The organism is Sphingopyxis sp. 113P3 (genome assembly GCF_001278035.1).
Lineage (GTDB): Bacteria > Pseudomonadota > Alphaproteobacteria > Sphingomonadales > Sphingomonadaceae > Sphingopyxis.
The window spans coordinates 3,156,934-3,172,682 of record NZ_CP009452.1 but is presented as its reverse complement, the minus strand read 5'-3'; the positions used below and the strand labels follow the sequence as shown (position 1 = coordinate 3,172,682).

9 protein-coding genes and 1 pseudogene are annotated in these 15,749 nt (G+C 64.2%); 8 read left to right on the top strand and 2 right to left on the bottom strand.

Annotated features, from left to right (window positions below; all coding sequences use genetic code 11):
- Positions 1-94 precede the first annotated feature (94 nt).
- Positions 95-864, top strand: a protein-coding gene (locus LH20_RS23030; RefSeq protein ID WP_144423492.1) for an IS5 family transposase whose coding sequence is annotated in 2 segments (ribosomal slippage) — positions 95-410 and positions 410-864 — 771 coding nt in all. Because the reading frame shifts where the segments join, the coding sequence is not laid out codon by codon here.
- A 927-nt stretch (positions 865-1,791) separates the two neighbouring features.
- Positions 1,792-2,064 (top strand): annotated as a pseudogene (locus LH20_RS24425) (BapA/Bap/LapF family prefix-like domain-containing protein); the annotation flags it as partial.
- Between the two features lie 30 nt (positions 2,065-2,094).
- Here the strand turns inward: LH20_RS24425 and LH20_RS24035 are convergent.
- A complete protein-coding gene (locus LH20_RS24035) occupies positions 2,095-3,405 on the bottom strand; it encodes a hypothetical protein (protein ID WP_235527221.1) in 1,311 nt (436 codons plus the stop codon).
- Here LH20_RS24035 and LH20_RS24030 point away from each other — a divergent pair.
- The 6 genes from LH20_RS24030 to LH20_RS24250 all read left to right on the top strand — a co-directional run bounded on the left by LH20_RS24030 (position 3,319) and on the right by LH20_RS24250 (position 14,365).
- Positions 3,319-5,955 carry a BapA/Bap/LapF family large adhesin gene (locus LH20_RS24030; protein ID WP_235527206.1) on the top strand — a complete coding sequence of 879 codons (2,637 nt, stop codon included), beginning with the start codon at positions 3,319-3,321 and terminating at the stop codon, positions 5,953-5,955. The two genes, LH20_RS24035 and LH20_RS24030, sit on opposite strands and share 87 nt — an antisense overlap.
- 141 nt (positions 5,956-6,096) lie before the next feature.
- Positions 6,097-7,356 (top strand): TolC family protein, encoded by a 1,260-nt coding sequence (locus LH20_RS15335; RefSeq protein WP_053554977.1) that lies wholly within the window; start codon positions 6,097-6,099, stop codon positions 7,354-7,356.
- Positions 7,353-9,497 carry a type I secretion system permease/ATPase gene (locus LH20_RS15330; RefSeq protein ID WP_053554976.1) on the top strand — a complete coding sequence of 715 codons (2,145 nt, stop codon included), beginning with the start codon at positions 7,353-7,355 and terminating at the stop codon, positions 9,495-9,497. The genes LH20_RS15335 and LH20_RS15330 overlap by 4 nt, the downstream gene beginning before the upstream one ends.
- Positions 9,494-10,681 (top strand): HlyD family type I secretion periplasmic adaptor subunit, encoded by a 1,188-nt coding sequence (locus LH20_RS15325; RefSeq protein WP_083455446.1) that lies wholly within the window; start codon positions 9,494-9,496, stop codon positions 10,679-10,681. The genes LH20_RS15330 and LH20_RS15325 overlap by 4 nt, the downstream gene beginning before the upstream one ends.
- The gene (locus LH20_RS15320; protein WP_083455445.1) at positions 10,678-13,824 is read left to right on the top strand and encodes a Mur ligase family protein; all 3,147 of its coding nucleotides are present in this window, start codon (positions 10,678-10,680) and stop codon (positions 13,822-13,824) included. Before LH20_RS15325 ends, LH20_RS15320 begins: the two co-directional genes overlap by 4 nt.
- Positions 13,817-14,365, top strand: a complete 549-nt coding sequence (locus LH20_RS24250; RefSeq protein WP_053554975.1) for a winged helix DNA-binding protein — start codon at positions 13,817-13,819, stop codon at positions 14,363-14,365. The genes LH20_RS15320 and LH20_RS24250 overlap by 8 nt, the downstream gene beginning before the upstream one ends.
- 62 nt (positions 14,366-14,427) lie before the next feature.
- Here LH20_RS24250 and LH20_RS23025 read toward each other — a convergent pair whose 3' ends face one another.
- Complete coding sequence (locus LH20_RS23025; protein WP_083455444.1) at positions 14,428-15,675, bottom strand: IS110 family transposase; 1,248 nt, start codon at positions 15,673-15,675, stop codon at positions 14,428-14,430.
- Positions 15,676-15,749: the final 74 nt, after the last annotated feature.

Genomic DNA, 15,749 nt, shown 5'->3' with positions numbered 1-15,749 from the left:
ATTTCCTGATTCCCGTTATTAGGCGGTAAACTCATAAACTGAGTTGCGCGAGGCGGCAGTGATTGATTCAAGGCTCGGGAAAGGAGTCTTGGAGATGCGTCGCCGTTTTGAGCTGACAGATTTCGAATGGTCTGTGATCGAGCCGCTGCTTCCGAACAAGCCGCGGGGCGTGCCACGTGTGGATGATCGCCGGGTGATCAACGGGATATTGTGGCGGTTCCGCACAGGCAGCCCCTGGGCGGATATTCCGGAACGCTATGGTCCACACACCACCTGCTACAATCGCTTCGTGCGCTGGCGCAAAGCCGGTGTGTGGGATCGGCTGCTGACGGCAGTTTCCCATGCCTTCGACGGCGAGTTGGTGATGATCGACAGTTCCTCCATCCGGGTCCACCAGCACGGTGCGACCTTAAAAAGGGGGACCCAAATCGCTGCATGGGACGTTCCCGCGGCGGTTTGACGACCAAGATCCACGCACTGGTTGATGGACGAGGCCTGCCGATCCAGCTGCACTTGTCCGAAGGACAGGCGAGCGATTGCAAACAAGCTGATCCGCTGCTCGGCGCCGTGCCGGAAGGCAGCACCTTCCTCGCCGACAAGGCCTATGACAGCGACGCCATCCGCGCGCGGATCACAGCACAAGGCGGCTTCGCCAACATTCCCGCCAAGCGCAATCGCAGGCAGGGCTTTGTGTTCAGCACCTTCCTCTACCGATATCGCAACCTGATCGAACGCTTCTTCGGAAAACTCAAACACGCCAGAGGCTTGGCCACCCGATACGACAAGCGAGCCGACAACTTCCTCGCCGCCATCAAGCTCTTCTCAGCACGCCTCTGGATCAACGCTTATGAGTCCACGGCCTAGAATACGGAATTCCGGTATCATATGTCGCGCGGGGGCCATCGCCAGAATTTTCCTACCGGATTAGGCAATCGAAATAAGCATCGAGTTGAGCCCGCGCCCGCTCACTGAGCTGGACGATCGTTCGCCGTCCGTCCTCGGTATCCCGGAGTCGATCGCAAAGACCGCGATCGCTCAAGACCCCAATCCAGCGCAACGCCGTAGTCGTCGGCACCGCGCTCGCCAGGCTGAGACTCGATACGGTCACCGTTTGTCTTTCATAATGGGACGCATAGAGCTCCAGCAACATGTCCCAAGCTGGATCGGCGAGGATATCGGGTGGGATAAAATGATCGCGCAATCGGCGTGTGTGGATCAAATCACGAGCAAAACCGGCTCGGGTTTTGGGGGTGTGTCTCGAACTAGCCGGCCGGCCGGGCGTTGGGGCGGCGAAACCAATCCATTCAGGCAATTTAGGCTCCCGTCAAATCGAATTCGGCATTCGTGAAGCAAAGACAAAAAACGAGTGCGAGCCCCTGAGGGGTCGGGATCGAAGCTGGTCGGCCTGCGCATACTGCAATGCACCGCCGTTTCCTATCTTATTTCCAGTATGTTATAGGGATATAACGCGCGGAGGCCGGAGAGTGTTTGGCCGGATTGTCGCGTCGATCGCGCCTGCAAACGGCGCTAAAGCGCGGAGCGCCGGCTCCAAGGCCGATCGCCGCATGCCCCACAGGATGAGGATTCCTCGCCAGAGCGAGTATCCAGGAATCTGTTCCGCGAACGGAATGATCTCCAAGTCATTGTTGTGAGATCGATCCGGAGGTCATATCGTCCCAATACAAACAATTATTTGAATGATGCTCGGAGGTACTGACTCCGGGAACGGGGGAGCGTGAATATGGCTCCTCCCGAGGGCGCGATTTACTTATCAATGGGGAGACTATTGCGATGGCGACAGCAGCGGCTGCGGAAATATTCGACAAGGCAACTGGTACATCGCAGTCTGTCTCCATTGACTCCATCGACCTCGATGCGCCGAGCGTTGTGCGTCTCCAATTGAGCCGCGCTGACGTGCGGGACCTGGAACGCGAGGGCAACGACCTACTGGTTCATTTGCGGTCGGGTGAAGTAATTCGGGTTGTTGATTTCTATGTAACCTCGGCTGAAGGGGAGGCGAGCGACCTCGTCATCCAAGAGCCCGATGCGAGCATGTGGCTCGCCCGGCCCGGCACGGGCCCCCAGTTTCATGAGCTAGTAGACTGGGGAGAATTGGTCCCCGGGTCCTCTATCGCAGCGGAGACGGGGGGTGCTGGCTCGGGGGCTGGCGCGGTGTTGCCCATTTTGGGTGCGCTCGGCGGTGCCGGGATGATCGGCATTGCCGCCAGCGGGGGCGATGATTCTGACGCCGACGCCGACGCCGACGCGGATGCTGATGCAGATGCCGACGCTGACGCAGATGCCGATGCTGATGCGGACGCAGATGCCGATGCGGACGCAGATGCTGACGCCGATGCGGATGCCGACGCCGACGCCGACGCCGATGCGGATGCAGACGCTGATGCGGATGCAGACGCCGACGCGGATGCTGATGCTGATGCTGATGCTGATGCGGATGCGGATGCAGACGCCGACGCGGACGCTGATGCCGATGCGGACGCTGATGCCGATGCGGATGCTGACGCCGATGCGGATGCCGACGCCGACGCCGATGCGGATGCGGATGCGGATGCAGACGCGGACGCAGATGCCGATGCAGACGCCGACGCGGATGCGGACGCTGATGCCGATGCGGATGCTGACGCCGATGCCGATGCGGATGCCGATGCAGACGCCGACGCGGATGCGGACGCTGATGCCGATGCGGATGCTGACGCCGATGCGGATGCCGACGCCGACGCCGACGCCGACGCCGACGCGGACGCTGACGCGGATGCTGATGCTGATGCGGATGCCGATGCGGACGCTGATGCCGACGCTGACGCAGATGCCGATGCGGACGCAGATGCTGATGCGGATGCTGATGCAGACGCCGACGCGGATGCGGATGCGGATGCGGATGCAGACGCGGACGCAGATGCCGATGCTGACGCAGACGCGGATGCTGATGCGGATGCCGATGCAGACGCGGATGCTGATGCGGATGCTGATGCGGATGCGGATGCGGATGCAGACGCGGACGCAGATGCCGATGCGGACGCAGATGCTGATGCGGATGCGGATGCTGATGCTGATGCTGATGCAGACGCGGATGCGGATGCAGACGCGGACGCAGATGCCGATGCCGACGCAGATGCCGATGCCGATGCCGACGCTGACGCCGATGCGGATGCCGACGCCGACGCCGATGCGGACGCAGATGCTGATGCGGATGCCGACGCCGACGCCGACGCCGACGCGGATGCTGATGCAGACGCGGATGCTGACGTCGATCCGCCGGCACCGCCAACTGCGGACGTCGACGACGCGACGGGTACCCTGGTCACCGGATCCGGCGAGCCCAATGCGACTGTGACGGTATACGGGCCGGGCGGAACGACTGTTCTGGGGACGGGAACGGTGCAACCCGATGGCAATTACAGCGTCACGGTTCCCGCCCAGATCAACGGTGAGGAGCTCAGCGTCACGCTCACGGATGCCGCAGGCAATGAGTCCCTGCCCACACCGACGACTGCGCCTGACCTGACACCGCCGGCGGCACCGACCGCGGACATAGATGACGCGTCCGGCACGGTCGTGAGCGGCATCGGCGAGCCGAACGCATCCGTTACGGTCTACGGGGCTGACGGAGCCACAGTCCTCGGAACTGGCACGGTGCAACCTGACGGCGATTACAGCGTCACCATCCCAGCGCAGACCAATGGCGAGGACCTGACCGTCACGCTCACCGACGCGGCAGGAAATGAGTCCTTGCCGGCCTCAACGACTGCGCCCGACCTTACACCGCCGGCGGCGCCCACGGCCGACATCGATGAAGCCACCGGGACCACTGTCACCGGTGCCGGCGAATCCAATGCCACGGTGACGGTTTATGGTCCGGACGGAACGACGGTTCTCGGGACGGGCACGGTCCAACCCGATGGCAACTACAGCGTCACAATCCCGGCGCAGACCAATGGCGAGGAACTGACTGTTACGCTTACCGACGCCGCCGGAAACGAATCCGGAACCTCGAGCGTGACGGCTCCCGACTTCTTCGATGCATTCGATAACCTGGGTAGCGCCGGGATCGATCTTGTGCCGGTCTCCACGCCCGTTGATCTGGGCAGCGCCAATTATCTGCTGCTGTTGTCGCTGGCCGCGATTGATCCGCAGCTCGATCTTGCGGGTCTTCAGTTGCTCGGTGTCGAGCCGGTATCCTTCACCGTCGAGGCGGGTCACACGCTGGACGCCACCTTCGAATATGGGGGGCTGCTCGATATCGGCGCTGTCGCTGACTATCAGGTTGTGGTTCAGAAGCTCGTCGAGGGGCAATGGGTCGGAATCGATGGCGATGGCCAGTCCACCCTCCTCTCTCTTGGCCTATTGGACGGGAACATCACGGGCAGTGCCAACCTCGATGCCGGCGAATATCGGGCCTTCGTCACCTTCGGTGGCCTGGCCGGGGTCGGCGTACTGGGTTCGCTCCACGTGAGCGGCACCGACCTCGATTACACCGATATTGCCAATGTCCTCGCTGTCACCGCCGAAGGCAATATGATCATCGACGCCAATGGTGCCGGTGAAATCGATATGGTTCCGGCGGGGACGACGGTACACAGCGTCACAGTCAATGGCGTTACCACCGTGATCACCGCCGACGGAACGGTCGTTGCCGGCGAGCATGGCACGCTGGTCGTCGATCTCGATGGCAGCTATGTCTACACGCCCGATGCCGATCCCGCGAATATCGGGGCGGCTGAAAGCTTCGTCTACACCCTCGAGGCGCCGGGCGGTGCGCTAGAAAGCGCGACCCTTGTGATCGAGATCGGCAGCCCCGATGTCAGCCTCATATGGGGCGCGCCGGGCGATCCCGCTACCACCGGCCTCACGGCGACCGATGACGTGGCAACCGCGTCGGTGGTTTATGAGAATGCGGTCGAGACCGTTTCCACGCCGCTCTTCACCCTGAGCAACGGCATCGGCCTCATTATTCCGAACGTCGATACCGACACCGCGAATTTCACCGTCGCGGCCGATACCCTGTCCGATGCTCGGGTCCTGATTGACGCCTCCGATGGCCTCGCGCTCGCGGTTCTGCCAAGCTACACGGTCACGCTGCGCGATGGAGACGGCAATGTCGTGGGTACCCCGGTGACGGTCCAAGCGCTCGCCAATCTCCTCGGCCTCGGCGCGGGCGCTGTGGTCGACTTCGCGGACCTGCCGCCGGGCGATTACAGTATCGAAGTATCGAGTACCAATACGCTCGGTCTTGGATATGACTCGATCGTGTCGCTGACGCAGGAGATAACCGATCTCACCGCGTTCGAGGTCGGAACGGCGACCGGTGCTGACGGCAATCTGCTCGAAAACGACGTCACCGGATCGTCCTTCACATCGGTGCTCGTCGACAGTGGCAGCGGCTTTGCAGAAATCGGAGATGTTCCGGTGACACTGATCGGAGCTTTCGGGACGCTCACGGTGGATGAGACCGGCCATTATCATTATGAGCCCGATCCCGATCTGGCGCACTTCACCACCGACCAGGTGGACAGCTTCAGCTACCAGATCCGTCACCCCAACGGCGAGGTCGTCGAGGCCCAGCTCGACGTGACGATCACAGTCAGCGATCCCGGCGGGTCGGTCCTTATGGCGTCGCTCCTGTCGGCCGAGACCGGCGACACGGTCCCGCTCGATGGATTTGATCCCGCGACGTCGACCGGTGAGGGACGGGCAGCTGGCCCCGACTTCGTCTTCGATCTCTTCGAAGGACAGGGCGATCTTGTCGATGTGCTCGAGGGTTATCTTGGTCGCGAACCCGACCGCGGGTCCGACAGGGATACGCCCTTCGAGGGCGCTGACAACGGCGATACATCCGAATCGGATCAAAATATTTTGCCCGTCGAGGATCCGCTAGCTTTCCTGTCATCCAGTCCCGATGACGATCTCGGCCACAATAATCATACGTTAATCTAATCTTTCGAACATCCCCCACGGGCGCTGCGCCGGAGACTTCTGGTGCAGCGCCCTCATGATTGTGATGAACTCGAGGGATGGATGCCGGGTCAGCTAGGGTGGAAGCGCGGATCTTGTGTTCGCTCATTTGGAAAATGCTTATTGGCACTCGCGGCGCCCTTTCTCTTCGGGGCGAGCGCAGCGGCCAATCAATGGAAATGGGAGGAGGCGGTCCGCGAGGCGGTGAACTGGCACCCCTCGATCGTGGAATCGGCGGACGAGTTGCGCGCGCGCGCCGAACAGATCACAATTGCGAAGGCAGGCTATCATCCGCAGATCAGCGCGGGCTTCGGTTCGACCTATGACAATCTTTCGCGCAGTCGCTGGCGGCCGCGCGCCAACTTATCTGTCTCGCAAATGCTGTTCGATTTCGGAAAGGTTTCGGGTTCGGTCGCCGCGGCCCGTGCCGGCACACGGGTCGGGCAGGCCGAGATGCTCCTTGCGATCGACACGCTCATCCGCGACACTAGCCGGGCGGTGATCGAAATCCAGCGAGGCGCGGCGTTGCGGCAGGTCGCGCTCGATCAGCTCGCAAGCATCCGCGGCATCAACGAGCTGGTGGATCATCGCTATCGGGGCGGTGCGAGTACTCGGTCCGACGCGCTTCAGGCGAAGGCGCGCGTCGAGGCCGCCGAGGTCACGCTCCAGGAGATCGAGGCCGAGCAGCGACGATGGAGCGGCAATCTCGCCTTTCTGACGGGTCGCACCGACGCGCCAGGCATCGCGGTGGGCGCGCCGCGCCAACTCGAGGGTGCTTGCACCGGGGGAGAACCCGACTGGACACGCGTTCCCGCGGTCCTGCGGGCCCGCGCGCAACGCGATGAGGCGCTCGCCGACCTCGCACGCGCCCGGGCCGAAGGCCTGCCAACGATATCATTGAGCGCCGGCGGCGGCGCCGATGTTCACGATCCCTTCTCGCGCCGCGCCGACTATAATGTCGGAATCAATGTAACGAGCGCACTATACAGCGGCGGCGCGCGTGGCGCCCGAACCCGCGGCGCGGCGCATGCGCTCAGAGCGGCAGAGGCGGCCGAGGCAGGGGTCCGTAACGAGGTGAATCGCCAGCTCGTCGAAGCTCGCGAGCAGGTCGATGCTCTCGAGCGCGTTCTTGAGACGCTTGCCGCGCGCCAGGCTAGCATGGCTGAGACGGGGCGTCTCTACCGACTCCAGTATCTCGACATGGGAACGCGCACCCTCGTTGACCTGCTGAACGCCGAGCAGGAACTCCACCAGATCCGCTTCGATCTGGTCAACAGCCGCTACGACAAGTGGCGGCTCGAGTCCGAATGCCTGTTCTACACAGGCGTGCAGCGCGATATTTTTGGACTGAGCGGAGCCACGGTGCGCGGGGTGACGCTGTGACCGCGACCATCGCTCTTGCCGGCCGGAGCTTTGACGCCGAGCAGTGGATTGAGGCCTTCCGGATGATTGCTCGCCACTACCGGTTGCCCGAACCCGGCGAGCACAGCAGGCGCATCGCTCTCTGGCACGAGGAGGCCGAGGAGGTTGATCGGATCTGCCAAATGGCGGGCAGCGCCGGGCTTCGCCTCGCCATTGAGGACCCTGGCGAGACAAAGCTGACGCCGGAACGTCTGCCGGTGATCGTGCAATTCGTCGGGGGCGGGCTCGGCGTGGTGACCGCGATCGATGCCGCGGGCCGTGCGAGCCTCACGCTCGTCGGCGAAGCGGAGTTGGCGAATAGCATCGATGGCGCCGCCTTGCTCGCCTCCGCCCAGCGGTGCGTGATCGCGCGCCCCGCACGCGGGGTGCGCGATGCCCGCGTCGATACTTATATCCGCCCGTTCGAGGAGCATTGGCTTCGCCGCATCATCTTCCAGGATGCGCGCGCCTATCCGCATATTCTTGTCGCGTCCTTCATCGCCAACACGCTGGCGCTCGCCGGCGTCCTCTTCTCGATGCAGGTCTATGACCGGGTGATCCCGGCTCAATCCTTCCCGACGCTCTATATTCTCTTTGGCGGCGTGCTGCTCGCGATCGGCTTCGATTTCCTGTTCCGGCGCCTGCGCATGCGGATCATCGACATTCTCGGAAAGCGGGCGGACCTGCGCATGTCCGACCAGGTGTTCGGCCACGCGCTGCGCGTGCGCAACGGCGACCGGCCGTCATCGACGGGCGCCTTCATCGCCCAGCTGCGCGACCTTGAACAGGTTCGCGAACTGCTCACCTCAACGACGGTAGCGGCGATCGCCGACATTCCCTTTTTTCTCCTCTTCCTCGCGTTGCTCTGGTCGATCGCTGGACCGCTCGCGCTCGTCCCGCTCACCGCTCTCATCTTCCTGGTGCTCCCCGGGCTCGTCGCCCAGCGCCGGCTGCGCGCCTATGCGAACGAAGCGATGCGCGAATCCTCGCTCCGCAACGCGATGCTGGTCGAGGCCGTGCAGGGGCTCGAGGATATCAAGGTGCTGCAGGCCGAGGCCCGCTTCCAGCAGCAATGGAATCATTATAATGCGGTCGCCGCCGAGGCACAGCTCAAGCTTCGCGGGTTGACTAACAGCCTGACCGTCTGGACGCACAATGTGCAGAACGGGGTTTATGCGGCGACGATCTTCGTGGGTGCGCCCCTCGTCATGGCGGGCGATATCACCACCGGCGTTCTCGTCGCAGCGTCGATCCTCGGTTCGCGCATGATCGCGCCGATCTCGCACCTCAGCCAGATCCTGAACCGCCTCCAGCAGGCGAAAGTCGCCATCAAAAGCCTCGATCAGATTATGGCGCTGCCTGTCGATCATCCCGACGACGCCCATCGCATCGAAGCTCCGACCATCGCGGGGAATCTCACACTGCGCGCGGCGGTGTTCCGTTACGGCGACTCCAATACCCCGCCGGCACTGTCGGTCGCCGACCTCCATATCGGCGAAGGCGAGAAGGTCGCGGTCCTCGGCCGTAACGGCGCGGGCAAGTCCACTCTGCTCCAGGGCTGCTCCGGGCTCTTGCATCCGGTTTCGGGCGAGGTGCTGCTCGACGGCCTCGGACTTCACCAGATCGACCCCGCGGATGTCCGGCGCGACGTCGGGCTGCTCAGTCAGGGCAGCCGGCTCTTTCACGGGACGATCCGCGATAATCTGACGCTGGGACGTCCACAGGCGACGAGCGAAGATATCTTGCGCGCGCTTGCAATTGTCGGGGCCGACGCCTTCATTGGGCAGTCGCGCGCGGGGCTCGAACAGATGATATTGGAAGGAGGAGGCGGCCTATCCGGCGGCCAGATCCAGGCGCTGCTGCTTGCGCGGCTTCTTATCCGTGAGCCGCGTGTCCTGCTGCTCGATGAACCGACCGCCTCGATGGACGAGGCGGCGGAGCGTCTCTTCATCGAACGCTTCGGGGCGTGGAGCCGCGACCGGACGGTGATCGTGGCGACCCACCGGATGCGCGTTCTCGACCTCGTTGACCGGATCATTGTTGTCCACAATGGCCGCGTGGCGCTCGACGAGCCGAAGAATGCCGCGCTGCGGATCATGAAGGCGAAGGGGCGGGCAGCATGACGGCGGCGGCGACCCTTGATCCGGCGATGGCGGGCGACGCCGCCAGTCGCCGCCTCCTCGCCGTGGCGCGGCTCGTGTGGCTGTTAGCGGCACTCTTTGCCGCCGGCATTCTCTGGGCGTGGCTTGCCGAGCTCGACGAGGTGGCGACGGGCAGCGGACGGGTGGTCCCGAGTTCGCACGAACAGGTGGTTCAGTCGCTCGAAGGCGGAATCCTGGAAAAGCTCTTGGTGCGGCAGGACAGCATCGTCGAGCCCGGCCAGATCTTGGCTCAACTCGATCCTACCCAGGCCGGTTCGACCGTCGAGGAGAGCGCCGCCAAATATCGCGCCGCGCTCGCCGCGTCCGCGCGGCTGCGCGCCGAGGTCAACCAGACCCCACTCGTTTTTCCCGCCGAGCTCGACGACTTTCCTGACCTCAAGGCGGAGGAAACCCGACTGTTCGAGGCCCGGCGTCGCAGCCTTGCGAGTTCGACAAGCCTGATCGAGGAATCGCTCGCGCTGATCAGCAAGGAACTCGCGATCGGGGAATCGCTGATTGAAGTTGGTGCGGCGAGCAATGTCGAGGTCCTGCGTCTCAAGCGGCAGCGCGCCGACCTCGAGCTAAAGAAGGCCGATCTGCGCTCGCAATATATCGTCGAGGCGCGGCAGGATCTTGCGCGCGCCGATGAAGAGGTCAAGGCGCTGGCGCCGGTAGTCCGCGGTCGTTCGGATACGCTGAAGCGGCTCACCCTTCGCTCGCCGGTGCGCGGCATCGTCAAGAGCATCGAAGTGTCGACCGTGGGCGGCGTCGTGCCGCCCAACGGCCGACTGATGGAAATCATTCCGCTCGATGATCAGCTGATGATCGAGGCGCGCATGTCGCCGCGCGACATCGCTTTTATTCACCCCGGACAGCGAGCGACGGTCAAAATTACAGCTTACGACTATTCGATATACGGCGGACTCGAGGGAACGGTCACGACCATCTCGCCCGACACTATTCGAGACGAGGTGAAACCCGACATTTTCTACTATCGGGTTTTTGTGCGCACCAAGACCGATGCCCTTCGAAACAAGGAAGGCCGACGCTTCCCCATCGTGCCCGGCATGATCGCGACCGTCGATATCCACACGGGCGAGAAGACGGTCCTGCAATATCTGCTGAAGCCGCTCAACCGCGCGCGCGAGGCGCTGCGCGAGCGATGAGTCCCGACCTCGCCTCCCGCTTCGCGTCGCTGCGCGCCGCGCGTCCCGATCTCCCCGCGGTGATCACCCGGGGCGCCCGACGCTTCGTGCTGTTCCTGTCCTGGACCGACGGCATGCGGCGCGCCGAGGTGGCGAGCGTCGTAGGAAGCAGCGCCGCCAACGCCTGGGAGCGCGCCGAGGCCGAACTGCGCGCTCGCGGCGCCGAGGGTTGCTGGCTGCGCGCCGACTGGGCCGACGCCGCCGAACGGACCACATGGGGGGAGCTTCGCGATCGGCTCGCCCGGATCAAGCGCAACTATGTCAGGGTGGGGATCGCGCTCGACGCCGAATTTGACCACGCCTTCCTCGAAACCGAGCTCAACGCCAACGCGATGCTCTACGGGGGGCCGGGTCAGCCATCTGCCTGTCTCAACGAGCGCAATTTCCGACTTTATGCCGCGAAGCGACACGGCCTCAAGACGCTCTCCTTCGCCGACGAGAGAGCGGTGTGGCTCTTCACCACCAAGGGGCTTTTTGCGGGCGACGACGGCACCGTTCATCCGCTCGGGGGAGCGGGTCTCGATGCCGGGCGCCGCATGCTTTCGCGCCTCGGGCCTGACGAGCTCTGGCAGCTCGTCAACGACGGCAGCCGCTATCTGGCCTCGCAGGTGCAGGCGGACGGTCGCTTCCATTATGGGTGGCACCCTTGCTTCGACCGGCCGATCGGGACCTACAACAATTTGCGCCACGCGAGCAGCCTCTACGCGATGCTCGAGGCCTGGGAGGTTACGCGCGACGCCGACCTCGGCGCCGCGATCGATCGAGCGCTCGCCTGCCTGACCCGCGACCTCATCCGGGCGATCGATCTTCCAGGCGGCGAACGCGCGGCCTTCCTCGTCGAGGCCAACGACGAAATCAAGCTCGGCGGCAACGCGGTTGCCATAATCGCACTCGTCAAGCATCGCCACCTGACGGGGGACGCGCGCCACGCCGCCCTGCTCAACGCCCTCGGCGCCGGCATTCTCCACATGCAGGACGCAGCGACCGGTTGCTTCGATCATGTGCTGACCTACCCGCAGCTAGCGCTCAAGGAGCGCTTCCGTACCATCTATTATGACGGCGAAGCCGCGTTCGCGCTGATGCGGCTCTACGGTCTCACCCGCGAGGCGCGCTGGCTCGCTGCGGTGGAGCATGCTTTTGGGCATTTCATCCGCGCGCGACACTGGACGGCGCACGATCATTGGCTCGGCTATTGCGTCAACGAACTCACCATGCACCGGCCGAAGGACGCCTGGTTCCGCTTCGGGCTCGATAATATCCGCGACCACCTCGGGTTCGTCGAGGAGCGCATCACAACATTTCCGACGCTGCTGGAACTGATGATGGCGGCCGAGAAGATGATCGACCGGCTCCGCGCCGATCCTGCGCGCGAACCCATGCTCGAGGGGCTCGACATCGCGCGCTTCTACAGGGCTCTCCACCACCGCGCCGCCTATCTGCTCAATGGCCATTTCTGGCCCGAGCTCGCGATGTTCTTCGCCGCGCCGCGCAAGATGGCCGGGAGCTTCTTCATCCGCCATCACGCCTTCCGCGTCCGCATCGACGATGTGGAACATTATCTTTCCGGACTGATTGCCTACCGAAATTATCTGCTGGAATGCGAGGCGCGCGGCGGCTTTGCCCACGAAACCCCATCGCTCGCACCGCGCGCGCAGCGCTGGACTGCCGCCGATGTTGCGCGCGCGACGGGTGGGCGCTGGGCCGCGCCCCCGCCGCCGGCCTGGTCTGCAAGCGGTCTCTGTATCGCGCCGGTGACCATGCGCCCGGCCGACATGGTCGCGGTGCGGTTCGCCGAGGGCGAGGTGGGGATTGCACGCGGGCGCCTCGCTCAGCTTGCGCATCCGCCCGCGGCCTGTCTTGTAGGGCCGGCGGGAGCCGAAATGGACTTGGGCACAAGCCGCCTCGCTGTCGATGATCTGAACCGCGCCATCCTCGCGCTCGGCGAATATGCCCGCCGCCAGATGAGGGGCAAGGTGCTGGCGGTCACCGGAAGCGCGGGGAAGACCACCGCGGTAGCGATGCTCGGGCATGCCCTCGCGGCCTATGGCCCGGTCGGGCAGACTAGGCACAACGCCAATCTCCCGCACGGCATTGCCTGGAACCTCGCCTCGATTCCGTGGGATACGCCCCACATCGTTCTCGAGCTCGCGATCGGGCGGATGGCGCGAAATACGCGTCTCGCGCGCCCTGACATCGCGCTTTTCACCAATATCCTGCCGGCGCATCTCGAATATCACCGCAATCTCGCGACTGTCGCGGCGCGCAAGAGTGTAATCTTCGCGGGCATGCAGCCCGGTGGCGTCACGGTGTTGAACCGCGAGATGGCCGAATGGAGCCGCGTCCATATGGCAGCCCGCGAGCGTGGCCTCGATATTCTCCATTATGGGATATCGCGGGGCTGCGATTTCCGGCTGCTCGACCAAGACCCGGTCAGCGGACGGGTCTTCGCCGAGATAGACGGCCGGAAGGTCGATTATGTGCTAGGGGCGCCGGGGCGGCACATGGCGCTCAACAGCCTCGCAGTTCTTGCCGCTGTCGCCTCCGCTGGACATGAGCTCGACGCAGCCATGGCCAGCCTCGCGCACTTTCGACCCCTCGATGGGCGCGGAGCATCCAAGCAGCTCCGCCTCGGGGCGCGCCGCATCACTCTCATCGACGAGGCCTATAATGCCAATCCGGGCTCGATGGCCGCTGCTCTCTCGCTTCTCGCTCAAGCGCGCGGCAGCGGTCGCAAGATCGCGGTCCTCGGAGAAATGCGCGAACTCGGACCCGAGGCCGCCGCCTATCATCGAGCACTGGCTCCACTCGTCGTCGCAAGCGGCGTCGACCGCGTCCATGCTGTCGGCCCGCTCTACGCAGATTTCTGGCACGCCATCCCCGCCGAGCGGCGCGGTTTCCGAGTCGACGCGCCCGAAGCACTGAAAGCGGATCTGCTGTCCGATCTCGATGATGGCGATCTGCTTCTCCTCAAGGGCTCCCACGGGAGCCTGATCTACGAACTCGTCGACTGGCTGAAGCAGCTCGCAGCCGCGCAGGCCGGCGGCGCAGGTGCTCGGAGCGCGCCAGAAACCGGCGCGAAAATGGCGGGAGGGGCTGATGCGTGACGAAGAGACCCGGGGGCGTGCGAGCAGCCTCAAGGACAGCGTTAGCGCTGAGGCGCATTCGCCGGCCGCGGTGCGCACGATTGGCGCCCTGTCGCAAGCGGCGGCGAGCGGCGCGAGTGTGGGCGAGCGCAGGCTCGTGGACGGCGCGCGGCAGCTACTGCAGGCACGCCTGCGCATGGCGCGCGACCTCCCCAAGGGTTTGCTACGCGATTCCGCGTGGGACATGATCCTCGAACTGTTCATCAGCCACGAGGAAGGCGGCATCCTCTTCGTCAAGCAGCTTATTTTGAGCTCTGGGGAATCGGTCGCCGCGGCGATGCGGCGGATCGACCGACTTGAAGAGGCACGCCTCATCGAGCGCTTTCCTGACCCGTTCGATCGCCGGCGGGTGATCGTGCGCCTCACCGAACGCGGCCGCACCGCCATGCTTGGCATGCTCCAGCAGCTTTTTCCCGCCGGAACCGACTCTGAAGCGGACGATGGCGAAGGACGCGCCGATGGGGCTCGGCAGTCCGGCCCTAAGTCGCTTCGCACGCGATAGCTGGTGGATCACCCGCGCGGCGCGGTCGGGCGAAGCGGAAGGGGGGGACTTCCCACCGTTTATCAAGCTGCGATTGCGGTTTCCCGGGAGGGTGCAAAGACCGAGCCCGATTTGAGCATTGAGCAGGCAACGGCGAGAAGGCGGTCACCGACTGATCTGAGCGCGCGGGCGTGGGTGTGACCCCGGGCGCGCAGAGCGGCATATTTGGCCCTGCTCCTGGAGTCATGCTGTGTGGCAGTCCGCGCCCAGTGATACACAGCATTTGCGAGCCGCCTGTTGCAGGCGTATCGCCGGAGAACGATGCAGCTCTTTCCCGAACGCTTGGTTACGGGCGCGACTCCTGCCAGACTGCGCAAGGCGGCGTAGTCTCGTCGCTGCAGAGGATCGAAGGCTTCTGCGAGCAGCGCGGCGAGGACGATCCTTCCTATTCCTGGCACGGATGCAAGGATCGCCACGTCATGCTGCTCCTCTTGCCCCGGCTTGGTCTCCGCGTCGGGGACGAGGCGGGCAGTCAACGTATCCAGCCGTTGATGGGCGTTCTTGATCTGGCGGTTTACCAGGCGGATCCGCATCATAAGCGTGGCAATATGGTCGCAGGCTGCCTCAGTCGTGCCCGGAGCAACGGTGAGGGGCGGCTGGCGGAGGACAGCGAGCACCTCGGCCGCATCGAGGCGGCGGATGCGATGGCGCTTGAGCAGTTTTTCTATCGTAGTCGCACGCAAGCGTGCGGCTCTAGCCGGCGTCGGCGCAAGCTCCCACAGGTCGAGCAGCCACTCGGCCTCGAGATGTCCACCGAGCTCGAGCATCGCCGGAAAGTATCGCCAGAGCTGCTCGCGCATGCGATTGGTGAGGCGGGTACGCTCGGCAACCAGATCGTCGGTAATGCGCGACCATTCGCGCAGTTCGATGACGACCGGTTCAGCAACCGCGAGCAACCGGAAGCAGCCGCGATCGGTGCGCAAGGCCGAGGCCATCACTTCGGCGTCGCGGCTGTCGTCCTTGGCGCCAGCGAGCGTGAAGCGATCGCGGAAGCGATCCATCTGTTTGGGGTTGATCGCGTGCACGGGGAAACCGCGCTCGAGCAGCGTCTCGACGACGGGCCCGTGCGGTACCTCAATCGCAACCAGCACGTGGTTGGCATCCGCCGCGTCACTCGTGGCGATTAGCCAGGTCGCCATCTCGGCAAGACCTTCGCCGCCATGTGGAAAGATCCGCTCGCCGATCTTTCGTCCGTCACCGTCGGTGAGGACGACATGATGGCTCGCCGACGCCCAGTCGACGCCAGCAAAGCAAAGTGCTTGATCGTTCATGGCATGTCCTTCTCCTCGCAACTACGCACGAGCCACCGCGATCATCGTCGATCCCTGTACTGGCGCTCGGATCA